General features: G+C 68.8%; 22 protein-coding genes and 2 pseudogenes. 13 read left to right on the forward strand and 11 right to left on the reverse strand.

What is annotated here, in order from left to right; all coding sequences use genetic code 11:
- The first annotated feature begins 215 nt into the window (after window positions 1-215).
- The 3 genes from ACWC1K_RS38615 to ACWC1K_RS38625 all read left to right on the forward strand — a co-directional run bounded on the left by ACWC1K_RS38615 (window position 216) and on the right by ACWC1K_RS38625 (window position 3,143).
- On the forward strand, window positions 216-905 hold the full coding sequence (locus ACWC1K_RS38615; protein WP_450837625.1) for an HAD family hydrolase: 690 nt from the start codon (window positions 216-218) through the stop codon (window positions 903-905).
- A gap of 643 nt (window positions 906-1,548) precedes the next feature.
- Complete coding sequence (locus ACWC1K_RS38620; protein WP_450837626.1) at window positions 1,549-2,058, forward strand: NUDIX hydrolase; 510 nt, start codon at window positions 1,549-1,551, stop codon at window positions 2,056-2,058.
- 212 nt (window positions 2,059-2,270) lie between these two features.
- Window positions 2,271-3,143: a class I SAM-dependent methyltransferase gene (locus ACWC1K_RS38625; RefSeq protein WP_450837628.1), complete on the forward strand. Its 873-nt coding sequence runs from the start codon at window positions 2,271-2,273 to the stop codon at window positions 3,141-3,143.
- Window positions 3,144-3,212: 69 nt separating this feature from the next.
- Here the strand turns inward: ACWC1K_RS38625 and ACWC1K_RS38630 are convergent.
- Window positions 3,213-3,731, reverse strand: a pseudogene (locus ACWC1K_RS38630) (IS5 family transposase); the annotation flags it as partial.
- On the opposite strand from ACWC1K_RS38630, the gene ACWC1K_RS38635 reads away from it, so the two are divergent.
- On the forward strand, window positions 3,696-4,307 hold the full coding sequence (locus ACWC1K_RS38635) for a hypothetical protein (RefSeq protein WP_450837697.1): 612 nt from the start codon (window positions 3,696-3,698) through the stop codon (window positions 4,305-4,307). The pseudogene ACWC1K_RS38630 and the gene ACWC1K_RS38635 sit on opposite strands and share 36 nt — an antisense overlap.
- A 305-nt stretch (window positions 4,308-4,612) precedes the next feature.
- On the opposite strand, the gene ACWC1K_RS38640 is transcribed toward ACWC1K_RS38635, so the two are convergent.
- Window positions 4,613-5,059, reverse strand: coding sequence for a hypothetical protein (locus tag ACWC1K_RS38640; RefSeq protein WP_450837629.1), 447 nt, complete (start codon window positions 5,057-5,059; stop codon window positions 4,613-4,615).
- Between the two features lie 674 nt (window positions 5,060-5,733).
- Here ACWC1K_RS38640 and ACWC1K_RS38645 point away from each other — a divergent pair.
- Window positions 5,734-7,248: a hypothetical protein gene (locus ACWC1K_RS38645; protein WP_450837631.1), complete on the forward strand. Its 1,515-nt coding sequence runs from the start codon at window positions 5,734-5,736 to the stop codon at window positions 7,246-7,248.
- A gap of 439 nt (window positions 7,249-7,687) precedes the next feature.
- Here the strand turns inward: ACWC1K_RS38645 and ACWC1K_RS38650 are convergent, their stop codons facing one another.
- Window positions 7,688-8,578 (reverse strand): hypothetical protein, encoded by an 891-nt coding sequence (locus ACWC1K_RS38650; protein ID WP_450837632.1) that lies wholly within the window; start codon window positions 8,576-8,578, stop codon window positions 7,688-7,690.
- A gap of 319 nt (window positions 8,579-8,897) precedes the next feature.
- Between ACWC1K_RS38650 and ACWC1K_RS38655 the strand changes: the two genes are divergently transcribed.
- On the forward strand, window positions 8,898-9,170 hold the full coding sequence (locus tag ACWC1K_RS38655) for a phage terminase small subunit (protein ID WP_450837694.1): 273 nt from the start codon (window positions 8,898-8,900) through the stop codon (window positions 9,168-9,170).
- A gap of 824 nt (window positions 9,171-9,994) precedes the next feature.
- On the opposite strand, the gene ACWC1K_RS38660 is transcribed toward ACWC1K_RS38655, so the two are convergent.
- The 5 genes from ACWC1K_RS38660 to ACWC1K_RS38680 all read right to left on the reverse strand — a co-directional run bounded on the left by ACWC1K_RS38660 (window position 9,995) and on the right by ACWC1K_RS38680 (window position 14,234).
- Window positions 9,995-10,216 carry a hypothetical protein gene (locus ACWC1K_RS38660; protein ID WP_450837634.1) on the reverse strand — a complete coding sequence of 74 codons (222 nt, stop codon included), beginning with the start codon at window positions 10,214-10,216 and terminating at the stop codon, window positions 9,995-9,997.
- Between the two features lie 336 nt (window positions 10,217-10,552).
- On the reverse strand, window positions 10,553-10,987 hold the full coding sequence (locus ACWC1K_RS38665; protein WP_450837636.1) for a hypothetical protein: 435 nt from the start codon (window positions 10,985-10,987) through the stop codon (window positions 10,553-10,555).
- 360 nt (window positions 10,988-11,347) lie between these two features.
- On the reverse strand, window positions 11,348-11,941 hold the full coding sequence (locus tag ACWC1K_RS38670) for a TetR/AcrR family transcriptional regulator (protein ID WP_450837637.1): 594 nt from the start codon (window positions 11,939-11,941) through the stop codon (window positions 11,348-11,350).
- A 29-nt stretch (window positions 11,942-11,970) separates the two neighbouring features.
- Window positions 11,971-13,062: a tetratricopeptide repeat protein gene (locus ACWC1K_RS38675; protein ID WP_450837639.1), complete on the reverse strand. Its 1,092-nt coding sequence runs from the start codon at window positions 13,060-13,062 to the stop codon at window positions 11,971-11,973.
- A complete protein-coding gene (locus tag ACWC1K_RS38680) occupies window positions 13,059-14,234 on the reverse strand; it encodes a DUF4331 family protein (RefSeq protein WP_450837640.1) in 1,176 nt (391 codons plus the stop codon). Before ACWC1K_RS38680 ends, ACWC1K_RS38675 begins: the two co-directional genes overlap by 4 nt.
- A gap of 275 nt (window positions 14,235-14,509) precedes the next feature.
- On the opposite strand from ACWC1K_RS38680, the gene ACWC1K_RS38685 reads away from it, so the two are divergent.
- From ACWC1K_RS38685 to ACWC1K_RS38705, 5 genes are all read left to right on the forward strand, one after another.
- Window positions 14,510-15,118, forward strand: a complete 609-nt coding sequence (locus tag ACWC1K_RS38685) for a hypothetical protein (RefSeq protein WP_450694264.1) — start codon at window positions 14,510-14,512, stop codon at window positions 15,116-15,118.
- 13 nt (window positions 15,119-15,131) lie between these two features.
- Window positions 15,132-16,472: a Dyp-type peroxidase gene (locus tag ACWC1K_RS38690; RefSeq protein ID WP_450837641.1), complete on the forward strand. Its 1,341-nt coding sequence runs from the start codon at window positions 15,132-15,134 to the stop codon at window positions 16,470-16,472.
- A 28-nt stretch (window positions 16,473-16,500) separates the two neighbouring features.
- Complete coding sequence (locus tag ACWC1K_RS38695) at window positions 16,501-17,589, forward strand: catalase family protein (protein ID WP_450837642.1); 1,089 nt, start codon at window positions 16,501-16,503, stop codon at window positions 17,587-17,589.
- A gap of 102 nt (window positions 17,590-17,691) precedes the next feature.
- Entirely contained in the window at window positions 17,692-18,318 is a 627-nt protein-coding gene (locus ACWC1K_RS38700; RefSeq protein WP_450837643.1) for a TetR family transcriptional regulator, read from the forward strand.
- 102 nt (window positions 18,319-18,420) lie between these two features.
- Window positions 18,421-20,340, forward strand: coding sequence for a PASTA domain-containing protein (locus ACWC1K_RS38705; protein ID WP_450837644.1), 1,920 nt, complete (start codon window positions 18,421-18,423; stop codon window positions 20,338-20,340).
- A 436-nt stretch (window positions 20,341-20,776) separates the two neighbouring features.
- Here ACWC1K_RS38705 and ACWC1K_RS38710 read toward each other — a convergent pair whose 3' ends face one another.
- The 3 genes and pseudogenes from ACWC1K_RS38710 to ACWC1K_RS38720 all read right to left on the reverse strand — a co-directional run bounded on the left by ACWC1K_RS38710 (window position 20,777) and on the right by ACWC1K_RS38720 (window position 23,650).
- Entirely contained in the window at window positions 20,777-21,196 is a 420-nt protein-coding gene (locus ACWC1K_RS38710) for a nuclear transport factor 2 family protein (RefSeq protein ID WP_450837646.1), read from the reverse strand.
- A gap of 74 nt (window positions 21,197-21,270) precedes the next feature.
- Window positions 21,271-21,758 (reverse strand): annotated as a pseudogene (locus ACWC1K_RS38715) (helix-turn-helix domain-containing protein); the annotation flags it as partial.
- Window positions 21,759-22,036: 278 nt separating this feature from the next.
- Window positions 22,037-23,650 (reverse strand): MFS transporter, encoded by a 1,614-nt coding sequence (locus ACWC1K_RS38720; RefSeq protein WP_450837648.1) that lies wholly within the window; start codon window positions 23,648-23,650, stop codon window positions 22,037-22,039.
- A 186-nt stretch (window positions 23,651-23,836) separates the two neighbouring features.
- Here ACWC1K_RS38720 and ACWC1K_RS38725 point away from each other — a divergent pair, with 186 nt between their 5' ends.
- Both ACWC1K_RS38725 and ACWC1K_RS38730 read left to right on the forward strand, forming a co-directional pair.
- Window positions 23,837-24,475 carry a TetR/AcrR family transcriptional regulator gene (locus tag ACWC1K_RS38725; protein ID WP_450837650.1) on the forward strand — a complete coding sequence of 213 codons (639 nt, stop codon included), beginning with the start codon at window positions 23,837-23,839 and terminating at the stop codon, window positions 24,473-24,475.
- A gap of 35 nt (window positions 24,476-24,510) precedes the next feature.
- A complete protein-coding gene (locus ACWC1K_RS38730) occupies window positions 24,511-25,293 on the forward strand; it encodes an LmeA family phospholipid-binding protein (RefSeq protein ID WP_450837651.1) in 783 nt (260 codons plus the stop codon).
- Window position 25,294 lies beyond the last annotated feature (1 nt).

The following is a 25,294-nucleotide window of genomic DNA, read 5'->3' on the forward strand; positions in this document are numbered from 1 at the left end:
TGGTGCCGTGGCGCCCGCCGGTCGGCATTACGCCCCGCCTGAGCGATGCCGAACCCGATCACCCTGATGGCGATTCTTGAAATCGACCAGCGCAGATCTTGTTCCTCAGCTGATTCGGACATCAAGGATCTGAGGACGTGGCGGATCGCTCGGGTTGCAGATCTTGATCGTCTTGGGCTTGCGGCCGGCTCGTCGGCGCAGCCAGGATCGACTGCATGATCAAGGGTGTGATGTTCGACTTCTCCGGGACCCTCTTCCGGATCGAATCGGCCGCGCAGTGGCTGCGCGCGGTGACAACGAAGGCCGGTCTGGACGTGCCCGAGGGTGAACTCGACGCGTGCGTCAGCCGGCTGGAAGAGTTCGGGGCTCAGCCCGGAGGGGTTCCTCCGCACACAGTGCCGCCCCATCTGGAGGCACTGTGGCGGGAGCGCGACCTGACCGCCGAACGACACCGGCCTGCCTTCACAGCCCTTGCCCGGGAAGCGAAGCTGCCTGCGGCTGACCTGGCCGAGGCCCTGTACGAACGTTCCCAAGTGCCCGGGGCATGGCTGCCTTATCCCGACACCGAGGAAACCCTCCGCGCCCTGCGTGGGCGAGGCATCCCGGTCGCTGTCGTCAGCAACATCGGCTGGGACATGCGCCCTGTCTTCCGCGACCACGGTGTCGATGACCTTGTGGACGCCTACTTCCTCTCCTTCGAGTGCGGGGTGAAGAAGCCCGATCCCCGGATCTTCCAGATGGCCTGCGACAAGCTCGGAGTGACGCCCGGCGAAGCACTCATGGTGGGAGACGAGCCTGTTGCGGACGTCGGCGCTGCCGAGCTGGGGTGCCAGGTCCACCTGGTCGATCCCTTGCCCGTGGACCGGCGTCCCGGCGCACTGGCCGAGGTGCTCCCACTCCTTTGACGTGGCCAGACCGACGCGACTTTCGGCGCGATGTTGAGGGCCCGGCGCCCGAAGGTCGTCGGGCCCTGGCGATCGGTGAGGGACAGTCAGTCGTGGTCGGTCGCGGAGAAGGTGCGGAGGACCGGGTCGATCCCGGGGACGAGGTCGCTGATGGTGATGTTGTCGATCCAGCGGTGCGGGATCCGGCCGTCGCGTCCGGGCCTGACGGCGCTGGCCCCGCGACCCGCTCGCCATTCAGATATGCGCGGATCGTCTTGCGGTCGCGGCCCAGATGCCGGGCGAGCGCCGAGATCGTCCACCCCTGGCGACGTAGAGCATGCGCGTCCAGTCTTCCTCCCGCGTGAGCATCCGAGCCCCCGAACAGGCCGAACCTTGAGCACACGCAGGCTGTCCACCACGGGCTGGCTCCAGCCCGACACACCGAACAAGATCGCCCGAAGGGTGAGGAAGCAACCCGAGCAGGTTTGCCCCGCAAGCAGATCACGCCCGGGGAGATTCAAATATCCCCACCAACCCTCGCCACGATGCAGGCCATACTCGGCTTCACCTCCGAGGCCAAATGGCTCCGCCATGCTCGTGCCCGCCTGCGCCACCTCAGAACCCGCTGACTCCGCCACGAGCAGTCCCTGGCATCGTGTGGCCCATGGGCGAACTGGTTGAGCGCGTCGACGAGCAGGACCAGGTGCTGGGAGTGGTTGACCGAGCCGAAGCGATTCGTCAGGGCTGGCTGCATCGCATCGCCACAATCGTGTGCCGCGACGAAGACGGACGATTCCTTGTTCATCGCCGCCCGGACGATTCGTCCCGCTTCCCTGGTCACTACAACTGGATGCTTGGTGGTGCCGCGGATGTCGGCGAATCGTACGAGGAGGCGGCAGCCCGGGAGTTGTCAGAGGAACTAGGCGTTCATGCCGCCCCCCGCTTCGTGCTCAAATTTCTGTGCGCGGGGGCAATCAGTCCCTACTGGCTCGGACTGCACGAGGTCGTCATCACGGCACCCGTCCGGCCGAATGTCCAGGAAGTCGCCTGGTACGACTGGCTCACCGAGCCAGGGCTCGAGTCCCTCGTACAGCAGCAGAAGTTCGTCCCAGACGCCCGCGAGGCGTTCCATCGATACCGCGACCCGAGCCGGGCAGACCGCCCCCTGAGTTAAGTCCGTCATCGGCTCACCACACTTGGTTCATTCATGGGTTCAACACCGTCGATGTTTCTGAACTCCCGGACTTTCGCCTCAGGTTACGGTCTTTTGGGCTTTACGACTCGCAACAAAATGAGCGCGGCTTGGCTGCGCACGGTACTCGCGCGGCCACGTCGACGGGGTGAAATTCCTGTAGCTCCGCAGGCCAAACTGGGCAGACTGTCGGAATGGACGATCAAGAATCCAACCTCGACACCAGCGCTGCCCGGGATGTTGCCGTGACTGACGGATCGATGATGTCTGACACGACGCGCGAGGCTCGACGGATGTCGTTCAACGCCGATGCGCTGACCTACCAACGGGGCAGACCACGCTACCCCGACGCGATCTTCGACCTGCTGACAGAGCGGTGCGGACTGCGGCCCGGCGCGCGGGTGCTAGAGATCGGTGCCGGGACGGGCCTCGCTACCGAGCCGTTGTTGGCGGCCGGCGCGCACGTGGTCGCGGTCGAGCCCGGCGAGAACCTGGCCGCGATCCTCGCCGCCGATCTCGCGTGCGACCGGCTGGAGATCACTGTCAGCGACTTTGAGTCCGCAGACCTGCCAGGCGGATTCGACCTCGCGGTGGCGGCGACAGCGCTGCATTGGCTCGACCCGGCCACATCGACCGCGAAGATCGCCGGGCTGGTGCGTCCGGGTGGCTGGCTGGCGGCATGGTGGAACGAGTTCGGCGACGCCAAGCGGCCGACGATCTTCCGCGACCGGCTCGATGAGGTCTACCACGACCTGCTGCCCGCCGAGACTGGCTACCGGGACAGCCGCTCGCACGTGCTCGACACCGACCGCTGGCGCAGGCAGTTGACCGCCGGCGGCTACTTCGACGACGTCTCAGTCGAGATCATCGAATGGAATCAGATCCTGACCGCCCAGACCGCGCGGGACCAGTGGTCCACATTCCCGAACATCGCCGAACTCGCCCCGCCGAACCGCGCGGAGTTTCTCACTCGCCTCGGTTCGCTCGTCGACGAACTCGGCGGCCAGGTCGCAGACCCGCGCCTGACGGTCATCTACACTGCTCAACGCGTCCACAACTCGCAGTGATCCAATTGGACAGCGGTCCAGAAGAGCGCTCTGACATGCGCGACGATCTGTGGGCTCCATCGACTGGAGTCACAGCGACGGTTTCAGCCGTCGCCGGCAGATGACGGCACAGCCGAGTGTGACGAAGGCATGGTGGATGTCGTCGCGAATCTCCCCGCGGATGGGCAATCGGCGAAACCAGTGCAGCAGCGCGATCGTGCCCTCGACGACCCAGCGGTAGAGGCCCAGGCCGGACCCGTGTTCGGTGCCGCGCCGGGCGATATGCGGGGTGATCTCGAATCTGCGCACCCGGTTGCGGTAGAGGTCGTGATCGTAGCCGCGGTCGGCGTACAGGTGCCTGGGCCGCTGTAGCGGTTGGCCGCGCTTGCCGCGGATCGGCGGTACGGCCTCGATCAGCGGGATCAGCTGGGTTACGTCGTTGCGCTTGCCGCCGGTGGTGATCGTGGCCAGCGGTATTCCGTGGGCCTCGACGATAATGCGGTGCTTGCTGCCGGTCTTGCCTCGATCCACCGGGGATGGACCGGTGGCCGGCCCGCCCTTCATCGCCCGGACATGGCTGGAGTCGACGGTGGCCCGGGAGAGGTCGACAGCGACATCCCGCCCTGTCAGCGCTCCAAAACCCTCGCCGAACGCGCCGCCTGGCAGTTCGTCGCGGACGAAGGCGGCGGGCTGGAACTGGCAGTGATGCATCCCGTGGGGGTCCTCGGACCACTGCTCGGCCCCGACGACCCGCCGTCCCTGCGCCTGGTGCGCAGAATGATCGAGGGACGGGTGCCGGCCTGCCCTCCCTTCGGGATGGGCTTCGTCGACGTGCGCGACGTCGCGGATCTGCATCTGCGCGCGATGACCGGTCCGGCGGCCGCCGGCGAGCGCTTCCTCGCAACCGCCGGGCACAGCCTGCGGGTTGTCGAGATCGCGCGCATCCTCCGTGACCGCCTGGGCGAACGCGCCGCCAAGGCCCCGGACCGCGAACTGCCCGTGTGGCTCGCACGAGCGCTGGGCACCGTGAACCCGGAACTGCGACTGCTCAGGCACCAGCTCGGCCGGGATCTCGACGCCACAAGCGCCAAGGCGGAGCGGCTTCTCGGCTGGCGGGCCCGTCCCGTCGAGGACACCATCGCGGAGACCCGCCGAAAGCTCCTCGCCCACGGCGTCGGGAAATGACCGGCTCATAACCGGCCTACGCGGCAGCCTTGGAGGCACCGAACGGCTCGGTGACGGCGGTGGCGAGCACCGGCTGGTGGCCGAGACGAGGGCTCAGGCGGTCTCCAGGTGCCGCACCGTGGTGAGCCCAGACACCAGCGGCGGGGCGCGTCGCTGTGCGGTGTGCACGGCGGCTTCGGACGCCTGGAGGGACAGACCCGCCTGCCGGTGGCGGTGTGCCAGCGCGCTGACACGGCCGAGATGTCGGCGGACGCCTCGGCACCGCGCTGGCGTCACTGGAGTGTGGCTGCGGCGCCCGGGGACTACTACGCGCCGGTTCCCTGATCGACGAAAAGCCCGGCCCTGGTGGCCACGAGCGTGCCGTTGGCCGCGGGATCCTGTGGCGCGGCAAGGGCCTTCTCACTGTTGCACAGCAGCTGGACCTTTCCCGCCGCCGCCAGAGTGACCGTCCCCGTGGCGCTCAGCGAAGCCTCGTTGTAGCCGCTGCCGCGAGGCGTGGCCATGTTGGGGCCACCGGTGACCCTGCAATTCCCCTTGTCGGCGTAGATGAGGAAGGCGGAACCGGTGAGGGTGTACGTCCCGGCAGGAAGCGACAGAGCGACGACCTGTGTGTCCGTCGTCCCGATGGAGTGCACTGCCGTCGCCTTGTAGACATCGCCTGGAGCGGCGGAGGCGGCGGCGACCCTTTGCGAGGCATTCGCAGTGGCTCCCGCGTAAGTCGCTCCCAGGGCGGCCATGGCGATGGCTGACATCCCCATGATTCTGATCTTCATGATTCTGCGCATGACCAACTACCCCCTGAAATGCCAGATTGACGTCCGCTCAAAATACCGTCGGCGCAGCTCCATTGGGCGGAGTGCGGTCCGCTCGCCTGAATGGCCACCGGCCCGTGGATTTCGGTTCCCCTTCTGTTCACGGAGCGTCTTCAGCGTGGCCACTGATCGGATGACGCTTGTGAGGCTGAGGTGAGGGCATCCCGGCTCCACGAGGAGTTGCAGCGCCGCGATCCCGCATCGGCGGCAGCCGCCGGCGATGGATTGCCAGCAGCCGGCCGCCGACTGCGATGATCGCGAGGGACGCACCCCGTCCCTCAGCCAATGGATGTGAGGCGTGTGGGGTGTTCAGCCGCTGTTGTTGGCACGATGGCCTCATGGAGAACTGCGAGGACAGCCAAATGCCGTCTGCGGGCTGAAACGCGCCCTCTGGCCTGTGGGGATCAAGCGCTGGTCTGTGCAGATTCCTGGTGAACTTCTGGCTGTCGGCTGTCGCTGGTTCGGGTGCTCTGGAAAGGTCCCCAGAGCGGAGCGTCCGTCAGCTGACGGACGCTCGGGCGCAACCTTCCGGTGTTCTGACGTGTCCACGTAGTGTGCTGACGATACGCAGAACATGGCGGACAGCGGCGGCCGCCGCTGCCGCGACCGCCGCTATGGCGTTCGCAACCCCGGCCGCGCACGCCGCCGGAACGACGCTCGTCCTGGACGCCCAGGAGAACTACTACCTCCCCACCGAGGGCGAGGGCCCGAACCTGGACCTCGGCATCACCGCCTCGGGCGGGGACGCCCATGACGTCTCGGTCGCGGTCGACGCGTCGTCCCTCGCCGGGAAGGCCACGATGGTGGTCACGGGGGACTGCGTGAGCACCGGCACCCTGAAGGTGAGGTGCGACGTGGGCCCGCTGTCGGGCAAGGAGTCGATCGACCCGTTCTTCCTGAAGCCCACCGCGGCCGCCAAGGCGGGCGACACCGGCGCCATCACCTACACCGCCACCGCCTCCGACGCGGCCACCGTGAAGGGGAAGACGGACGTCCTGGTCGGCGGGCCGAAGCTCGTGAGCCGGCCCTACCCGGCGCTGAAGGGCATCGCGCCCGGCGCCGTCTTCGAGCGCACCCCGGCCTTCGCCAACACCGGCACATCCCCCGCCGACACGGGCGTCATGCTGCTGGTGCAGGACTCAGACGGCGTCTCTCTCGCCCGTGACCACTCCAACTGCCACTACTCGGACGGGCCCGACGCCGGCGCCTGGTGCCGGTTCGACACCCCGGTCGCGCCCGGCGCGGCCTACGAGACGGACGCGCCGCTGCGCTACACCGCCTCCAAGGACACCATGTACGGCTACAACACCTACGTCGTGTGGCCGGTCGGCGGCACCGCGCCCGACTCCTTCGACCCGTCCGACTTCCCCGAGACCGGCACCGGCGCGCCGCTCGGCCTGAAATCCGTGGCCGCCGGCTCGGGATTCACCGGCTCCGGGTACGGCACCTTTGCCACCACCCAGCACGCCGACTACGAGGCGCTCGGTGACACGGTCGAGGGCAAGGTCGGCGAGACGGTGAGCATCACCGTGGGTGTGCGGAACAACGGGCCGGGCCGGATGGACTTCCGGTGGGGGGACGCCGACAACTCCGGCACGTTCGTGGTGACCCCGCCCGCCGGCACCACCATCACCGGCGTCCCCGGCCCCGACGAGCAGGGCGACCCCGGGCCGCTGTGGAACTGCACACCGGGCAAGGCCGGTGCCAAGAGCTACACGTGCGTCATCGGCAGCACGGACTTCCGGCCGGGCGACGCGGTGACCCAGGAGTTCACGGTGCGGATCGACCGGGTCGTCCCCGGCGCACGGGGCAGCGTGCGGGCGGTGGAGAACCCCCAGTACCCCAATCGTGACGACGACGCGGCGAACGACACCGTGGCGATCGCGGTGAAGGCCACCGGCGCGGCGCCGTCCAGCCCGTCGCCCAGTGCCTCCGCGTCCCCGTCGGCCAGCGCGAGCCCGTCCGGCTCCGGGGCAGGAACCGGCAGCGGGACGACGACTGGCGGCGGGCTCGCCGCCACGGGCGCGGACGGAGTCCTGCTACGGGCGGGCACCGCCGTCCTGCTGGTGGCGGGCGGTGCGCTGGTGTTCCTGGCGGCGCGGAGGTCACGACCGCAGGGCGGCCGCTGACGCCGCCCGCGGCAGGGCGTCAGCGGCCGATGAGGCAGTCCGTCACCTCGCGAACCGCATTTCGTGGGTAGCCCGACCCTGCACAGAGAGTCGGCGCCGACGCACCTCGCCGACAAGTCGCATCCCTGGCATGGCTCGCCGTCAACCAGGAGGTTGACGGCGCGATCTCCGTTGGGAACGCCGTCCACGTTGCCACGAACGGAGGATTGCCGAGAACGTGGTGGGCCCCGCGACCGGGCCCACCATCGGTTTCAGTGCCGGGATTCCCACCACAGGATGAGCAGAGTCACGGCGCCGCTGCCGAGCTTGTACGCCGCGCCCCGCAGGAACTCCCCCGGAGCGTTGCGACCTTGAGCTGGTTGCCGACCAACGCCTTCGTGAGGTTGTACATCCTGCCGATCTGTACCGGGCCGTCGCCTGCACTGTGCTATCGAACGGACTACCGCCGGGTCGTATCCACGGCCGCGAGAACCTTCCAGAGGACTCCGTCTGTTCCCTGAACGAGTTCGGCGCATGCTCGGTATTGGGCCTCAGAGAGCAGTTCAGTATGCGCAGCCGGGTTTCTGTAATTCTTGGTCAGGATTCGCACATCTTCGGGGAATCCGTCTGCTTTGAACAGCCAGTCGGATCTGGGCCATCGGCTGGCGAGAGTACGCATCGCTGACGCGATTGGGCTGGTTGCCGAGCGAGGGGATCCAGCGACGGATCGCATGAAGTAGCCAAGGGTGCCCAGCTCCACGGGTTTCCCGCTCTTGCAGTACTGGGCCATACGCTGAAATCCGCGGTCGCGCAGGTCATCCGCCAGTTCCATGCCGGACACGGCTGTGCTCAGCGGATCGCAGATGAGCCGGACAGCCTCCAACTCAACGGCCTTGCACAAGCCGATAACGGCAGCCGACCAGTCAAGTTCCGTGGCCGTTTTGACGGCAAATCCATCGGCCACAGCGGCAGCCGTCGCCAACATCGTAAGCGCAGGGGCCGACAGGAGGACGGATCGGGAATCACGGGCCAGCAGAACAGCGCGGGCTCGCTCGACCTCAGCTTCCCCGGACAGGCTGCCGAGGAGTCGAATGAGCTCGGCATGGCGTTCAGAGTCGCTGAGTTCTCCGGCTTTGATCTCCCAGATGGACAGGAGTCGCCCGTAGCAGGCGTTGCACAACAAGAGATTCCACTCATCGTGGATGGAGACCGTCAGCTTGGATTTCTTGTCTCTGCCGCATCGGCAGCACGTGAATGTTGTCGCCGTCGCGAGGCGGTACTGCTGCATAGGGCCCCGCGGCGGGTACTTCTTGACCACCTCAAAGCGGAACGGAATTGCTCCCTGACCCATCTGCACCAGCTCCTCCCCTACCTGACAGCCAGTTGTACCTCGTCTCCCGCGGTGTCGCACGTTGCCGGTACCGGTGACCGACCTGCGGGTGCGTACTGCTGCGGGAGAGCGCCTCCGCTTCCAGGATCGTCGAACGACCCGCTCCGTTGGGTGACTTGTCGTATGAGCCGACGTACCCCCGTGCGGTCAAGCAGCCCACGTTGATGGCGCAAACGGTCCACTGGCTGCAGCGCCGCATCGACTCCGACGCGCTGGACCGGGCAGGCGGACCCGGCTCGCGGACCGACGCCCGAAGCCGGGCGTGCTGCGCGATCTCACGGTGAGCGGCAAGACCCCGCGGGGCGCGGCCAGGGCAAAGGGCCGACGCCAACTCCGTGCGCACCCGCTGGCACCGGGCAGCCGCTCCCACACCCGTTCCCGCCCGCCGACCCCGGACGGTGCGGCCCCGAAGGTTCCTCCAGCGGACGATGAGTGGTACCCGATCGCGGTGCGCAGGTACGCGTCGCTGACCGACTCGGGCCAAATGCAGTTCTACGGGGCCAGCGACTGGACGATGGGGCAGTACGCAGCGGAAGCCACGGGTCGGAGCTAGAGGGCGCAGAGGATCCACGCGTCGCCCGCGTGACGATGGAGGCTTACGCCGCAGGGTCGTTGGGGACTCCCCCCGGCTGAGCAGACCAGGCACCTCCGAACGTAAGAGGTGGGCGGTGCCCCGGCAAGGGGTAACCAAGGCACCGCTTGACGCCAAGATCATTCGTGAGGGCGGATCACCAGCTCAACGATCAGACCCCACAGCACCTTTACAGCTGCTGCGACGACGAACTTTGAGGCCAGATCCCTGCGCCACTCCTTCTTGTTCTCGGCCACCTTCCACCTCCTGATTCCAGCTCCAACGCGGATGAACGACGGGCGTGCCCGTCCGGGGCTCCGGCAAGGGAAAACCGGTCCCCGTCTGTGGAAGGTGCCGCCCTCGGGCCCAAAACCCCTTCCGGGCCCGAGGGCGGTCCCCTTATTTCCGCGCCTGGAGCTGGTGGTTCAGGCGATGGAACCTCCCACGGTAGCGGCACATTCGCCAACTGGTCAGTCATCTGGCGCTACTTGATGGGCACCCGGAGAGCTCTGACGCGTGCGATCCCTGGGCGTACACGCCCGGAACAGGTCCGCATGAGGCTGCGCTGGTTTGAGATGGACTCGCCGATCAGCCCGTGCTCGTGCCAGCCCCGAAGGAAGGCAACACGCGGTCTCGGCCCGGGAGGTTCGCGGGCATCGCCGGCACGAGATCCTGTCTGCGGCCAGGTGCCGGATCGCGTCCAACGTCTGCCGTGACCCTAGCCCTCGGGCTGCCCGCCCCGCTCCTGAAGCCATGCGGACGCGGCTCCCAGGAGCGAGGTCCCGCTGTTCGCTCGTAGGTGGTGATCAGGCGTTCGAGCGAGGCGAACTGGACGGCGAGGTGGCCGATCCCGTAAACCATGCGCCGCAGCCGTGCCAGCGGGAAGAGGTATCGCAGGACAGACGGACCGGGACCAGCACCAGCACCAGCACCAGCACCAGCACCAGCACCAGCCGGTGATGCTCGTGGTCCCAGCTGAGGAAGGTGACCTGCCGGCCCTGGTGAACCACGCGGGCGCCGAAGACCACGCGGTATCACGTGATCATCTCGTCGCTGCGGGCGGTCTTGACGCCCCAGTGCGCGACGAAGGCCGGCGCGGTGTCTCGCGCCGACCCGGTCGACAAGCCGGTTGACCTGGGCCGAGGGCAGCACCGACCGGGACAACACATCCCGGCCGTGCGGCACGAGCTCACGAATCCATCCGCCCACGTCGCCCGCTGGCCCTCGCCACCTCCGTCCGGGACCGAAGCGCAGCGACCAGTCCGTGCCGTCGAGCGCACCCTCGGTCGACAAGTACGACAGACACCAAACATGAAGCGCTCCGGGTCTGATGGAGGCACCGGACTTTCCCGAGTTGGGTGGAGTCATGTCTCGGCTTCGGTCTCGACGAGATCAGCGGCGACGGCAGCTGGGAGCAGTGAGTACGTCCGATGGATGAGGAAGACTGCCATGGGCAGTTCCGCGCATACCGCTAGGGCCGACGACAGCCAGAAATCAGATGTGTTGATGGCGAGCGACACGTCGAACCAGGCGTCGCAGATCAGCAGAACTCCGGTGGCCAGCGCGGAGACGGCGAGGACGCGAGGCCGCTGCCGCCAGCCGAAGTAGGCCGTGGATGCCATGGCCGCGATCAGCAGGATGTCGAACCCGACCCAAGTCGTCCGCCAGTCATGCACGTGGTAGTTGGTCGGCAGGGTCACAGCCAGCAGGAAGGTCCAGGGGACAAGCCCGATGGCGCTGACGGTGAGCAGTTCAAGCGCGTGTCGTCGCTGCTTTTCGGGCATGTCGCGCAGGCTCATGGTGTCTCCATGTGGTGTTGGGGGTGGGAGAGCCGGATGCGGCTGGTCTTTGTATGTCTGAGGCGGCTCGAACGGAGCGGCCATCCAGCTCTGCATGAGAACGTTTCCGTCATCGAAAGCCGCCGCCTGGGATAGCGGACACGGCCGTGGCGGCGCTCGACCCGGTCAGCTCGCCTCGTGGGCGGCCGTGATCAGCGCGGCCAGGTCTTAGGGGGTTGGCGGCATAGGGTCGTGGCATGCGGGTGGTGCGAGATTCGCTGTCCGTCAAAGGGTTCCGCTTGATGAAGCCAGGCGCAGGCGAAGCCGGACAGGCCTGCCGATGCCGAACGCGGCATACAGAAGTCCCGCGGCACCGGGTCGCTACGGCGCCCAGGCCCGAAGTGCCGCATCCACCACCGCTTCCACTGTGTCGTGACCGAGCCTGGCACCCACGAGAAAGCGCTGGTAGACGAGCGGCCCGACGGTCGTCATGGCGAACGTCTCGGCCGTGACGTCGGCGCGCAGGCGCCCCCGGGCGACGGCAGCGGTGACGGCAGGGCGCAGGGAGTCGACGATCTGGGTCAGCACAGTCTGACGGAGGTGCTGCATCCCGTCGTCGTACTGTGCCCCGCCCAGTACGGCGGCGAGAACGGCCCCGGCCTGGGCGTCGTCGAGCCGCTCGCCGAGCTGGCGCAGGTAGTGGACCAGCTCGGCGCGCGGCTCGGCACCGGACGCCGCCCGCACGTCCTCGGGCGCCGGTGACAGGGGCGGCATGCCTGCCTCCAGTGCCGCCAGACGGAGACCGAGCAGGTCGGCCCAGTGACGGTAGACCGTGGCCCGGCCGACTCCGGCGCGGGCGGCGACCGCCTGGTGCGTGACGGCCTCCAGGCCGCCCTCGGTGAGCAGCGCGGTGGCTGCGGTCACCATGGCCTCGCGGCTGCGCACCTGGCGTGGATCGGCTCGCTCCTCCGGCATGCGGCATCCTTCGTGTGAGACAGGTTGCCTCACATGCTAGTCGCAGGGTGTCTCGGACCAGAGGCGTCGTGAGCGAGTCCCCGGCTTGCTTCGCGGGCGCGCCTGACCAGGGCGAACGAGCGGCTGGTCTGGCGCATGACCAGAGTCTGAAGGGCGAGTTGGAGCCCTCTGTCGGCATCGCCTCCGGCCATGAGCCAGAAGTCGGCGGCGTGATCCGCGTACGCCTCCGGGTGACGTGCCACCAGCTCCTCGTAGCGTTCCGCCGCTCGATCCCGCCACGGCCGAGCCTCCTGGTGACGTCCGGCCGCGCGCAGGGCGAGTGCGAGGTGTGCGGGGTACTCGGGGTCGTCGCTCGTCTCCATCAGGGGGCGCAGGCGGGCAACAGCGGTCTCGGGATCACCCAGGAGCAGGTCGACCTCCGCGAGATGGCCGGTCGCCGGTGCGTAGCCCGGCACCCGGCGCCGGGCCGCGTCGAACCAGGACCGAGCCGTGGGCAGGTCGCCTTCGCGCAGCCACATCACCCCGCGGCGGAAGTCCAGTTGGGCGAGCGGGAAGGGCGAGACGCCCCGGTGAGCGGCGCGCGCCTCGTCGAAGAGGTGTTCCGCCTCGGCGGTCTCGCGCCGCTCCGCCTGGAAGACGGCCAGCGCCGACAGCCTGGTGAAATCGGACTGATGGGGCGTCGCGCTCCGCAGCAGGGCGTGGGCTTCGGCAGGGCAGCCGACCGCCTGGAGGATCGACGCCCGTTCCGCGTCCAGGGCGGCCTGCTCCGCGCCGGCCCGGCCTGCCGCGTCGAGGTCGGCCATGGCCTCGGCGAACCGGTGCAGGGTCGCCCGGGTGCGGGCCCGGGCCAGCAGGGCGGCACTGTCGTCAGGTGCGCTCCCCACCATGTGTTCGGAGAGCTGTGCGGCCCGCTCGTAGTCGGCGACGCGGCCCAGGAGGTGTCCGCGGAGCGTCAGGAGGTCGACCAGGACCGCTTGTTGTGCGACGCCGAGTGGCGCGGTCGAGGCCGCCCGGCGTACGGGTGCCGCCATGCCGTCGATCTGGGCCGACAGGTTCACCAGGGCCAGGGTGCCACTGGTCGTGACCGGTTCCTGGTCGGCGAGCACGGGCCGGCCCGTCATGCCGCTTCCGCCTCAGGCTCCGCCGGGGCGAGCAGCGCGGTCATCACCGTCATGAGGTCCGGCGGGTTCGGGTTGGGGGCCACGAGGTACGGGAAGTCGTGCGTGGCCGGCCGGGTGGCCTGGTCGACGCCGTCGCTGATGCGCGGGCCGTCGACGCCGCCCACCAGGAGTGTGTACAGGGTGTCCACGATGTCGTCGTTGGGCGCACGGCCGCCGCAGGTCACGTGGGGGCGCCCGGCGAGCAGCGCGGTCTCGATCTCGAAGCAGCTGTCCTCGGCGAACGGCTTGGAGATGTCGACGACAAGGAAGTCAGCCAGGAGGAGTTCCGTCAGCGGGTGGGCGCCCTGGTCGTCCGGCGGCCAGGCGAGCTCTCCGTCGAGGCGGTCGAAGAAGGCCAGGTTGGCGTTGAACCGCGCCCGGTAGGCCTCGGCGTAGTCCGGTCGTAGAGCGAAGGCGTCCTCCTCGTTGTAGAGGTCTCGGATCTCCAGGTCGCTGTTGACGAGGTCGTAGCTCTTGCTCGCCAGGACGACATTCTTGATCTCGGGGCGGCCCATGCGTTCCAGCCGGACCGGGCGTCCGCCGGAGGTCACGGTCTCGCCGACGACGCCGAGCAGGGGGCCGCAGTCCAAGCCGAACACCACCTCGGGGTCCACCTCGACGACGATGCTCAGCACGTTCAGCCCTTCGAGGACGTTGTCCGCGCCGGAACGGAAGGCCGGCTTCTGCGTGGCGTCGGCGGCCAGAACGCCTGCGAGGTCGATGAAGAACGGGTCGAGTCGTGGTCCGGCGAAGATCCTCAGCCCTTCGGCCTCGGTGGGCTTCTCGCCGCCGACCAGGAACAGGACCTCCTCACCGCTGGACGTCGTGCAGGTGCCGATCTGAAGGGGTTCGTCGCTGCCGGGGATCCGACCGGGCGTGGCGAAGGTGAAATCGAGGCCGTACTCGGTGTCGCCGACGGTGAACGCGGCCCGATCTGCCGCCGGGGCGACCGGCCGGACCCGGAAGCGGTAGCTGATCGCGTCGGAGAACAGCGCGGTCGGAGCGGCGGCCGGAAACACGTCGAGGACGAGTACCAGGCAGCCGGGGCGGTCCGGGCTGGGGAAGGCGAAGACGTCAGCGACGTCGGACGCAGGGTCGAAGAGGATGCGCGGGCCGGAGAAGTGATCCGCCATCGGGAACTCCTTCGAGTGATGGGTGGGTCGAGGTGCGCCATCTGTGAGGCACGATGACTCACAGAGGCACTGTGAGTCAATCTGTCTCATAGTGGCGTGAGTCATGCGACTACCTGCGAGTAGTGCGTTGACAAGCCGAACCAGTGAACTGATGATGTAATCAGTTATGCGGAGGTGGTCAGAAAGTGAGCTTCGGCCCGCTTGCAGGCCACCCTGCAATGGCCTATTTGTGGCGGTACGTGACGCATTGCCGCCCACGCCCAAAGAGAGGCGCCATGAGCGAGACAGACCTGCACGCCAAGTTCCAGCAGTTCCCCGATGCCGTCCGCGAGAAGGTCGAGACCGCGCTCTCGGACGCGAAGATCGCCCTCAAGCTCAAGGCCGCCGAGATCCTCGCCGACAAGGAGGAGATGGCCGAACACGCCGTCACCACCGCCGGCCGGATCGGCGCCAAGAGCGGTGAAGTGTCCGAGCTGACGACGATCCTGCCGCTGAAGCCGAACGGCGCCGCGCGGCTGCGGAAGTTCTTCGGCCTGGTCGGTGGGAACCTGGCGGGCGCAGGCCAGGTCGGCACCCTGCACAACATGCGGTTCGTGTTCCTCGACAACGACACGAAGCTGCTGTTCGCGACCGCCTTCGACGGCGAGTGGGACCCGTACATCGACGACTTCGCGACGAAGATCCCCGAGTTCATGGACTACCTGTTCAGCAACGTCGAGGGCTGGCCCGGGATCACCTCGCCGGATGTGAAGGAATTCATCGTCAAGTACCAGATCCCGGCGGAGGCGTGGTTCGTCGCCCACCCCAACCTCACCGTCGCGGAGGGCCACCGGCTCAAGCGACAGGAGGCCGCTGTGCAGCGTTTCCTGTCGGACCTCAACTGAAGGCAGGCGCACCATGCCTTCCCCGCTGTTCCGGCGGCTGCGTCGCCCGCCCACCCTGGACCTCGACGACATCCAGGCGACCCTGCTGCGGGCCCGGCCCGAGCCCTACTTCGGCACCCACGCGATCCTGGAGATCACCGAACCGGCCGCGGGCAGGGAACTGCTGCGCCGACTGGCGCCGAGGGTGACCTCGGCGGCGCGCTGGGACGAACCTCAGCCGTCCTGGCTGGCCCTCGCCCTCAGCTACCAGGGTCTGGTCGCACTGGGGCTGCCGGAGACGTCACTGGCCTCCTTCCCGGCCAACTTCCGCGCCGGGATGGCCGCCCGCGCCGAGCGGCTGCGGGACACCGGCGTGAACGCGCCGGACCGCTGGGAGTTCCCTTTCGGCACCCCGCGCGTGCACGCGGCCGTCACGGTCTACGCCGCGAGCGAGGACGACTGGCGGGCCGAAGTCGCCGCCTACGAGAAGGAACTGGGCGAGGTCCCTGGCGTACGGCTGCTGTCGCACCAGGACTTCGCGGCCGACGGGTTCAACGTCTTCGGCTACCGGGACGGCTTCAGCCAGCCGGTGGTCGAGGGCAGCGGCGCCGAACCCCTGCCCGGCGACGGACGGCCCATCAAGGCCGGTGAGTTCGTCCTCGGCTACCCGAGCGAGACCGGTGTGCCGCTGCCCGTGCCGGCTCCGGACGTCCTGGGCCGCAACGGCACGTACGTCGTCTTCCGCAAGTACCACTCCCACGTCGCGGCCTTCAACAAGTGGCTGCACGACAATGCCTCCACCGAGGCCGAACGCGAGCTGCTGGCCGCCAAGTTGGTCGGCCGCTGGCGCAGTGGCGCTCCTCTCGCTCTGACCCCGGAGCGCGACACCCCCGCCATCGGCGAGGACCCGAACCGGATCAACGACTTCGACTACTCCGCCGACCCGCGCGGACTGCGCACCCCGCTCGGCTCCCACATCCGCCGGATGAACCCGCGCGACACCAAGCTGACGGTCCTCACCGACGTCAATATCCGCCGCATCATCCGGCGCGGCACCTCCTACGGCACCCCGCTGCCCCCGGACCGCCTCAAGGACGACGGCACACCGCGCGGCCTGGACTTCATCGCCCTCGGCGCCCGGGCCATCGACAACGTCGAGTTCCTGCAGAGCGAATGGGTCGGCTCCGGCAACTTCATGGGCCTGGGCAAGGAGAAGGACCCGATGATCTCGCTCCAGGACAAGGGCGCCTACTTCACCGTGCCCGGAACCCCGCCGCGCCGGGTGCAGAACATCCAGTCCTTCAACACCCTGCTCGGCGGCGAGTACTTCTTCATGCCCAGCCTGTCCGCCATCCGCTGGCTCAGCGGCAACTGACCCCCCACCCCGCGCGGAGACACTCCCCATGACCTCGTACGTCCGCTACAGCCCCGACCTCGAGCAGCCTTTCCCGGACGAGGACGAACTCGTCCGCCAGGTCGTCGCGGCCATGGGCAAGGCCAACCAGCAGGTCGCCGACAAACACCGGCACGGCCTGCGCGACGCCCACGCGAAGAGCCACGGCGTGCTCGCCGGCGAGCTGCGCATCCAGCCGGACCTGCCCGCCCACCTCGCCCAGGGCCTCTTCGCCGAACCGGCCACCTACCCGGTGATCGTCCGCTTCTCCTCCGCCCCCGGCGACCTGCGCTCCGACCAGGTGCCCGTCCAGCGCGGCCTCGCGATGAAGGTGATCGGCGCCCCCGGGCCCCGCGCCCTCGACGACGGCTTCACCACCCAGGACTTCCTCCTCGTCAACCACCCCACCCTGCCCTTCGGCAACATCGCCGAATACGCCAAACTCCAGGGCATCCTGGAGAAACAGCCCGGCCAGAGCGACCAGCAGCTCCAGCTCACCGGCGCGGCCGCCCGCGTGGCCGCCAAGGCCCTCACCCGGGTCGGACGCCCGCTTCCGCCCGCCGTCGAGACCCTGGCCGCCGCCAACGACCACATCCTCGGTGAGACCTTCCACTCCATGGCCGCGCTGCGCTACGGCGACCATGTGGCGAAGATGTCCGCCGCGCCCCGCTCGGCGAACGTCAGGGCCCTCACCGGCAGCCACGTCGACAAGAAAGCCGGCGAGTCGGCTCTGCGCGACCTCGTCACCGACTTCTTCGCGGACAACAGCGCCGAGTACGACATCCGCGCCCAGCTGTGCACGGACATCGACCGGATGCCGGTGGAGGACGCCTCGGTCCTGTGGCCCGAGGAACTGTCACCGCACCAGACCGTGGCCGTGCTGCATCTGCCCGCCCAGGACGCCTACAGCGACGCCCGCCGCCGCTACGCCGACGACGTCCTTTCCTTCAGCCCCTGGCACGCCCTGGAGGCCCACCGCCCGCTGGGCTCGATCATGCGCTCCCGCCGCGCCGCGTACCCCGCGTCCAGCGACTTCCGGCACCGCTTCAACGGCATCGAGCCGCAGGAGCCGTCCGACATCAAGGAGCTGCCCGCCTGACCAGGTCCCGACCGACCCCGGCTGCGTCCGCGGGTCGGTCGGGACTCGCGTGCCAGAATGGAGAAGTCCAATCTCCGCCCTGGCTTATTCGAGGTTCCTTTCGTGTCCCAGCCCGTCGGCCGTGTGCCCCAGCGACGCAACGCCCGGTCCAACCGGGCGCGCATCCTCGCCACCGCCCGCCAGGAGCTGGGGCGGAATCCCGACATCACCTTGGAAGAGCTCGCCCGCGCCTCCGGTGTCGTACGGCGCACGCTGTTCGGGCACTTCCCCGGCCGGGCGGCGCTGCTTGACGCGCTGGCCGAGGAGGCCGCCGAGGCGCTCCAGGCCGCCGTCGCGGTCGGCGCGGGGGCGACAGAACCGGCCGACCGGGCGCTCGCCCATTTCACGTTGTCACTCTGGCCCGTGGGCGACCGCTACCGGATGCTCCTGGCGCTGGCCCGACGGGACCTCGGCATGGACCGTGTCGCCGGGATTCTGGAGCCCGCCCGGGTCAGGGTCACGGCCATCGTGGAGCAGGGACAACAGGACGGCGTCTTCCACACCCAGCTGCCGGCCCCGGTGCTGAGCGCCGGTCTTGAGGCGATGACGGTCGCCCTGCTGGAGGAGGTCAACACCGGGGAGCTGGAGGACGACGGCACCCGGGTGGCCGTCACCACGCTTATCGCGGCCGGCGTGCCGGAGAAGCGGGCGCAGATCGTCGTGGACGAGGTGGCCGCCGCCGAGGGGTGAGATCCCCCTGCAGTCCGACGAGACCCCGGTGCCAAGCGCCGGGGTTTTTCCGTGTCCACCCTCACTTCTTTAATTACCCCCGAATGTGCAATTATCTTGTGCATGAACTTCGGTGGACCAGACGATCTGGCCTTCTCCCAGCCTGCGCCGGTGGCGGTCCTCGGCGACAGGTACGAACTGCGGCTGCTGCTCGGCTCCGGAGGCATGGCCGAGGTGCATCTCGCGCACGATCTCCGGCTCGACCGCGGCGTCGCGGTGAAGACGCTGCGTACCGACCTCGCCCACGATCCGGCACTCCAGGAGCGGTTCCGGCGGGAGGCACAGTCCACCGCCTCGCTCAACCACCCGGCCATCGCCGCGGTCTACGACACGGGCGAACACTTCTCGTACGGGGCGCAGTTGCCGTACCTGGTGATGGAGTACGTCGACGGCACGACCTTGCGCGAGGCCCTGTACTCCGGACCGCCGCTGAGCGTCGAACGCGCCTTGGAGGTGGCGGCCGGCGTTCTGGATGCGCTCGCCCATTCCCACCAGCACGGCATCGTGCACCGGGACATCAAGCCGGCCAACGTCATGGTGACCTGGTCCGGCCAGGTCAAGGTCATGGACTTCGGGATCGCCCGTGACGCACGGGACGTCGGCATGACCCAGACCTCCATGGTGATCGGCACCGCGCAGTACCTCTCCCCGGAGCAGGCGATGGGACACGACACCGACGCCCGCTCCGACCTGTACTCGGTGGGCTGCCTTCTGTACGAACTCCTCACCCTGCGCGCGCCGTTCACCGGCGATTCGCCGATGGCGGTGATGTACCAGCACGTTCAGGAGGAACCGCGACCGCCGAGTCTCTACAACCCCGGGGTCGGCCCCCAGGTCGACACGATCGTCCTGCGGGCACTGACGAAGGACCCTGCGTATCGCTACCAGTCCGCGCAGGAGATGCTCGCCGACATCGAGGCGTACCTCGGGGCGCAGACCGTGCTGGACCGGTCGTTCGACGGCGGAGACGAGGAACCCGGCGGCGATGACGCGGCGGGGAGCGGTCGCCGCAGAGGCAGTGCCGCGCTGATCGGGACGGGTGCCGCGGTCGTCGTCGCGGCACTCGTGCTCGGCTGGTTCATGTTCGGGCGCGGTGCGGCAGACGACGGCAAGGCGGGCGTACCTGATCTCGTCGGTCAGACCCTGGAGGAGGCCCGCCGTACGGCGGACAACGTCGGGCTCACGCTCACCGTCACCAAGAAGGAGCCCTGCGCGGACCAGCCCAAGGGGCACATCTGCGAGCAGACTCCGCTCGACGGTCAACTCGACAAGGGCGAGGCGGTGTCGGTCACCGTCTCCACCGGCGCGCCGAAGGTGGAGGTGCCGGATGTCACGGACAAGGACGAGGACGATGCGTCCCGCATCTTGGAGGACAAGGGCTTCAAGGTGAAGCTCCGGCACAAGGTGTCCACCGAGGACGCCGGGACAGTCCTGAAGCAGGATCCGGCCGGCGGCGAGAGCGTCGAGAAGGGCACCGAGATCACCCTCACGGTGGCCAAGGAGGCCGAGAAGGCCACGGTTCCCGACCTCACCGGCAGCACCCTGAGCGAGGCCCGCAAGCTGCTCGCCGAGCACGACCTCGAGCTGGGCGACACCACCGAGGTGGAGAGCAGCGCCACGGCCGGGACCGTCGTCGAACAGAGCGCCGCCGCGGGAGACGAGGTCGAGCCCGGTACGTCGGTCGACGTCCGGATCGCCAAGTCGGTGCGGACCGTGCAGATTCCGGCGGACATCATCGGCAAGACCCACGCCGAGGTCCAGAACGAACTGGGTGACCTCGGCCTCCAGGCGACCGTCGCCTCCGGGTACTCCCAGGCCTCTGACGCCGTGGTCACCTCCAGCACCCCGGCGGCCGGGAGCGAGGTCGAGGTGGGCAGCACGGTGGTCGTCGTCACCGAGGAGGCCCAGGACACGGCGTCGGACGACGGGACACCGGAGGACGACACGTCGACGACGCCGGGGGCGACCAGCAGCGGCCAGTGACACGTACTGCCACCCGACAGCATCAAGCCCTCAACCGGCCATGCGCGGTTGAGGGCCCTTTGCCGTCTTCCTCGGGAAGGTCACTCAGTCGATGACCGGGGCCAGGATGTCGGGGATGAACGCTCGAAGGGCTCCCAGTCAGGATGGCTCCCTTGGAGACGCTGACCGATCAGGGTGAATCCGCCGTTGCCGGCATACGCGCAAGTGTCGACCAGTTCCCAGCGTTCCAAGTACCCCGCCTGGGTCCAAGGCCCCTTCCAATTCCGGCAGTTCAAAGAAGGGCCCATGCTCGATCTGGACCGCGACGGCAAGCCGACACAGCGAGCCACGCCTTCCGCCAGTTTCGGTCCCAGGGCCTGTCTCAAAAATTTGTTGTGGATCAGGCCGGGCGGGCCGGACCCGACGGGAAGGGGCGGACAGGGCCCAGGGCGGACCTCTACGGTCGGGCCGTCCTGTCCGGCACCGGCGTGGCCTGGTGGTAGTAGAGCCGGAGCTCGCCGGCGGCGTCGCGGCGCCAGATCGACGAACGGCGGGCGTGCCGGTCCTCGATGCGGGTCTCGTAGGTGAGGTGGACGATCCCGGGGGCGAGGACTGTGCCTTCGAAGTGCTCTGCGGTGATGGGGGTGCTGTTCTCGGCGCCGCCGTGGAGCGTGGGCAGGGCGGCGACCATCTCCGCGTACGTCCACCGCCGCCCGGAGGCGCCGACCTCGAGGAAATCGGGGTCGAAGAGGGCTTCGGCGAGGGGGCCGGAGAGGCGGACGGAGGGGTCGTGGAGGCGTCGCTCCCGGACGATCGCCTCGGTGACGTCCGGATGCTGCGGGAGCGCCTCGGGCGCATGCCGGTCGTTCTGGATCATGGCGACATGATGCCCGGTCGCGGCCGGCAGGCTCTCGGCGGCCGGGCGGCCTTCAGCGGCGGCGGGCCCTGGCAGGCGGCGTAGTCGGGGTCGTTGGAGGCTTTCCAGGACTTCACGCGTGAAAAGGTGACGCCTTCCTCGCGGAGCAGGATGCGCAGGCCCTCGTGACTGATGTCGTCGACCACCCCCTCCGCGACGAGGAGGTCGGCCGGCTTGACCAGGCTCCAGGTCGAAAACGGCAGGCCGCGCTCGGCCGGCCTGGACTTGGCGATCTTCTTGATCTCGCGGCGCTCGGGCAGCGTGAAGGTCCTGGGCCGACCGCTTTTGTATGTGGAGCAGAGCGAGCAAAACCGTCGGCCTTGAAGTTGTGGATCACATCGCGGACCCGGTCCGGGCTGGTGAACGTCACCGCTGCGATCTTGTCGACGGGCATACCCTGCGCGGACAGCAGCACCATCTGGGCCCGCCAGGTCACCACCGAGCCGGTGCCCCCGCGGATGATCCGCGGCAACCGCCGCCCCTCGTCGTCGTCGCTCTCCCGCACCCGCACGCGTTCCGCCACGCGATCGTTGTGGCCGTCCGGCCCCGGTGAACACGGCACCGGACGACGTCACAACAGGGCGAACCTTGTCTGACGCGGCCTAGAACTGGGCCCGGTCGGTGTCACCTCGAAGCTCCGCTGAACGCCACCCCAGCCACTCGGGACGGACAGCAAAAAAAAGGGGACGGTGCCGGGTGTCCCTTCCCGGCACCGTCCCGGGGGCCGTGCGCCGCTCAGGCACAGCCCGTCCTGGGGGTGGAGGAGGCCGGAATCGGGCTCCGGCCTCCGGTCTACGAGGCTCAGGCGTCCACGGTCTCGGTCTGCTCCTCGGTAGCCGGTGCCGCATCTTCCTCACGGTGCTTGGTGGTGTGCCCCCGGCCGGGCAGGACGGCGATGACGATCAGGGTTCCGGCGGCCATGATGATGCCGCCGATGAGGCTGGTGTGGGCGATGGCGTGGGCGAAGGACTCGTGGACCGCGCCGAGCAGGGTCTGGGCCTGTTCGGCGCCGCCCTGGGGGTTCTTGGCGACGTGTTCGGCGACCGCGATGCCGCCGCCGACGGAGTCCTTGGCGGTGTCCATGGCCTCGGCCGGAAGGTGGCCGCCGACCATGTCCGTCAACTTGTCCTTGTAGGACGTGGCGAGCAGCGAGCCGAGGATGGCGATGCCCAGCGAGGCGCCGAGTTCCAGGGCGGTGTCGTTGGCGCCGCCGCCGACACCCAGCTCCGACTCGGGGAAGGAGCCCATGATGGTGTCGGTGGCCGGGGACAGGCTCAGGCCGATGGCGAAGCCGAGCAGCAGCAGCGGGGCCAGGAAGTCGGTGTAGGTGGAGCCGGAGTCGATCCGGGTGAGCAGGAAGACGCCCACGGTGCCGATCACCATGCCGGTACCCACCACGATCTTCACGCCGAGCTTCGGAGCCAGCTTGCCGGTGACGGCGGCACCGACGAAGACGGCTCCGGCCAGCGGCAGCAGGCGGATGCCGGTCTCCAGGGCGTCGTAGCCGAGGACGAACTGGAGGAACTGGGTGGAGTAGTAGATCGAGCCGAAGGTGCCGAAGAAGAAGAACAGCACCGCCATCATCGAGCCGCCGAAGGGACGCTCGGTGAACTTGCGCACGTCCAGCATGGGGTTGGGGTGCTTCAACTCCCAGGCGACGAAGGCCAGCAGGCCCACGCCGGCGACGACGGCCGCGGTGATCGGGCCGACGCCCCAGCCGAAGTGCGGGCCCTCGATGGTCGCGTAGACCAGGCAACCGACCGAGACGATCGACAGCAGACCGCCGACGTAGTCGATGCGGCCCATGCCCTCCGCCTTCGACGGCGGCACCAGCAGCAGCGCGCCGACGACGCCGAGGACGGCGATGGGCACGTTCACCAGGAAGGTCGAGCCCCAGGCGTGGTTCTCCAGCAGCCAGCCGGCGGTCAGCGGACCGACGGCGATGGCGAGGCCGGAGGTCGCGGACCAGGCGGTGATCGCCCTGGCACGCTCGGCGCGCGGGAAGATCGCGACCAGCAGCGACAGCGTGGCCGGCATGACGACGGCGGCACCGACGCCCATGATCGCGCGGGCGGTGATGACGAGGTTCGTCTCGTCGACCAGGCCGCCCATCACCGAGCCTCCGGCGAAGATCAGCAGGCCCAGGACGAGGGCGCCGCGGCGGCTGTACTTGTCGCCGATCGCGCCCAGCACCAGCATCAGCGCGGCGTAGGGGACGGTGTAGCCGTCGATGACCCACTGGAGGTCACTGCTGCTCAGGCCCAGGTCCTTGGTCATGTCGGGGGCGGCCACGATCAGTGACGTGTTCGCCATGACGACGATCAGCAGGCTCAGGCACAGGACCAGCAGGGCCCACCAGCGGCGGTGGTAGGGCTCCGTCATCTTCTCGACGGGTGTGTTCGGAAAGAGCGGCATGGTCAGGCTCCTCGGCAGGAGGTGAAGCGGAGGCTTCGGGGTGCGGAATCAATGGGATCGGTGCACGTGAGGCCCAGAGGGGCCCGGCACCAGCGGCAGCTAATTGCCCGTTGATGTGCAGACTAGTTTATTGCCCGTGGATGTGCAACTATCGAGTCGCCCTCCCCCGTCAACCGGAGGTTCGACATGATCCACGCACATGTGACAGCCGCCCCGGAACGCAGGCGCACTCTGCTCACGCGCGCCCGCATCCTCGAAGCGGCCCGGCAGGAACTCGGGCGTGACCCCGACAGCAGCCTCGGTGACATCGCCGAGGCGGCAGGGGTGGTGCGCCGTACGGTCTATGGGCACTTCAACGGCCGGGCCGCACTGATGGAGGGGCTGGTGGAGGAGGCCACGTGGGCCTTGCGGCAGGCGCTCGCGGTCCCGCGCGCGCCGGTGGCGGATGCCGTCACGGAGCTGGCGCGCTTCGTCCTCGCGGTGTGGCCCGTCGGAGATCGCTACCGCATCCTGCTCCGTCTCGCTCCCCAGGACCTCGGGGCCGATCGGCTCACTGAAGTCCTGGCCCCCGCGCGGGACATGGCGGAGGCGATCATCGGCCGGGGGCAACGACAGGGTGCCTTCCAGACCGGCATCCCCCCGGTGGCCCTGACCCGGGCGCTGGAGGGGCACCTGCTGGGGCTTCTCGACTGCGTGAACAGCGGAGTCTGGAGCGATGACGGCACCGGCACCGCAACCGCCGCCCTGATCGCGATGGGCGTGGCCGACGACAGCGCTGCGGCGTGCGTCCACGGGCTTGTCCGGCCCGAGGGCGACGCCGCGTAGGCGGACTTCCCCAGCACCACTCGAAGAGGAGAAGCATGTATCAGTCCCACCGCGACGAGGAGTACGTCGGCGAGCCCCACTACGGCGACGGCTCCGTGTACGTGAGCCCCCCGACCCGGACCAGACGGCGCATGATCATCGCCGCCGCGTCCCTGGTGGCCCTGCTGGTCAGTGGAGTCGCGGTCGACCGGATCGCCGCAGCTCGCGCGGAGAGCCGTACGGCCAAGGCGTTCCAGGACGGCATGGGAACCGCCGACCGGCCGTCGGTGCACGTCAGGGGCTTTCCCGTACTGAACCAACTGGCAGCGGGCAGCCTGGACCATGTCGACCTGACCGCCCACGACATTCCGGCCGACGGCACCACCCGGCCGCTGCCGGTGACGAAGCTGACGGTCGGGATGGACGGGCTGAAGACCTCGGGGAGCGCCGACGAGGCTCACGCGGACGGCGTCACAGCGACCGCGTTCCTGTCGTACGCGGACGTGTCGAGCGCGCTCGGCGTGCAGGTGTCACAGGGGGATGAGCCCGGCCGGGTCGACGCGACCGCCAGTCTGCCGCTCGTCGGCGACGTGACCGTGAGCGCGGCCGTCTCGGCGGCCGACGGCAACCGCATCGTCTTCACGGACGTACGCGCGGAGCAGGGTGAACTGCTCCCTCCGCTGAAGTCACTCATCGACAAGGCCCTGGACGAGCCCATTCCGCTGCAGAACGTGCCCGAAGGACTCCGTCTGCGGTCGGTCACCACCAGCGAGGACGGAATCGACGCCCGCTTCACGGGCCGCTCGGTCACGTTCCACCCGCACTCGTCGTCCGCGTGAG

The sequence above is a fragment of the Streptomyces sp. NPDC001492 genome (assembly GCF_053597275.1).

Coding starts and splice junctions, on each gene's coding strand:
- ACWC1K_RS38670 (WP_450837637.1), bottom strand. CDS start 11,941: ATGCCGGAGGAGCGAGCCGATCCACGCCAGGTGCGCAGCCGCGAGGCC.
- ACWC1K_RS38730 (WP_450837651.1), top strand. CDS start 24,511: ATGTATCAGTCCCACCGCGACGAGGAGTACGTCGGCGAGCCCCACTAC.
- ACWC1K_RS38675 (WP_450837639.1), bottom strand. CDS start 13,062: ATGACGGGCCGGCCCGTGCTCGCCGACCAGGAACCGGTCACGACCAGT.
- ACWC1K_RS38690 (WP_450837641.1), top strand. CDS start 15,132: ATGCCTTCCCCGCTGTTCCGGCGGCTGCGTCGCCCGCCCACCCTGGAC.
- ACWC1K_RS38685 (WP_450694264.1), top strand. CDS start 14,510: ATGAGCGAGACAGACCTGCACGCCAAGTTCCAGCAGTTCCCCGATGCC.
- ACWC1K_RS38680 (WP_450837640.1), bottom strand. CDS start 14,234: ATGGCGGATCACTTCTCCGGCCCGCGCATCCTCTTCGACCCTGCGTCC.
- ACWC1K_RS38695 (WP_450837642.1), top strand. CDS start 16,501: ATGACCTCGTACGTCCGCTACAGCCCCGACCTCGAGCAGCCTTTCCCG.
- ACWC1K_RS38720 (WP_450837648.1), bottom strand. CDS start 23,650: ATGCCGCTCTTTCCGAACACACCCGTCGAGAAGATGACGGAGCCCTAC.
- ACWC1K_RS38650 (WP_450837632.1), bottom strand. CDS start 8,578: ATGGGTCAGGGAGCAATTCCGTTCCGCTTTGAGGTGGTCAAGAAGTAC.
- ACWC1K_RS38640 (WP_450837629.1), bottom strand. CDS start 5,059: ATGTCAGCCATCGCCATGGCCGCCCTGGGAGCGACTTACGCGGGAGCC.
- ACWC1K_RS38615 (WP_450837625.1), top strand. CDS start 216: ATGATCAAGGGTGTGATGTTCGACTTCTCCGGGACCCTCTTCCGGATC.
- ACWC1K_RS38620 (WP_450837626.1), top strand. CDS start 1,549: ATGGGCGAACTGGTTGAGCGCGTCGACGAGCAGGACCAGGTGCTGGGA.
- ACWC1K_RS38665 (WP_450837636.1), bottom strand. CDS start 10,987: ATGAGCCTGCGCGACATGCCCGAAAAGCAGCGACGACACGCGCTTGAA.
- ACWC1K_RS38625 (WP_450837628.1), top strand. CDS start 2,271: ATGGACGATCAAGAATCCAACCTCGACACCAGCGCTGCCCGGGATGTT.
- ACWC1K_RS38725 (WP_450837650.1), top strand. CDS start 23,837: ATGATCCACGCACATGTGACAGCCGCCCCGGAACGCAGGCGCACTCTG.
- ACWC1K_RS38705 (WP_450837644.1), top strand. CDS start 18,421: ATGAACTTCGGTGGACCAGACGATCTGGCCTTCTCCCAGCCTGCGCCG.
- ACWC1K_RS38645 (WP_450837631.1), top strand. CDS start 5,734: ATGGCGTTCGCAACCCCGGCCGCGCACGCCGCCGGAACGACGCTCGTC.
- ACWC1K_RS38710 (WP_450837646.1), bottom strand. CDS start 21,196: ATGATCCAGAACGACCGGCATGCGCCCGAGGCGCTCCCGCAGCATCCG.
- ACWC1K_RS38635 (WP_450837697.1), top strand. CDS start 3,696: ATGGCTGGAGTCGACGGTGGCCCGGGAGAGGTCGACAGCGACATCCCG.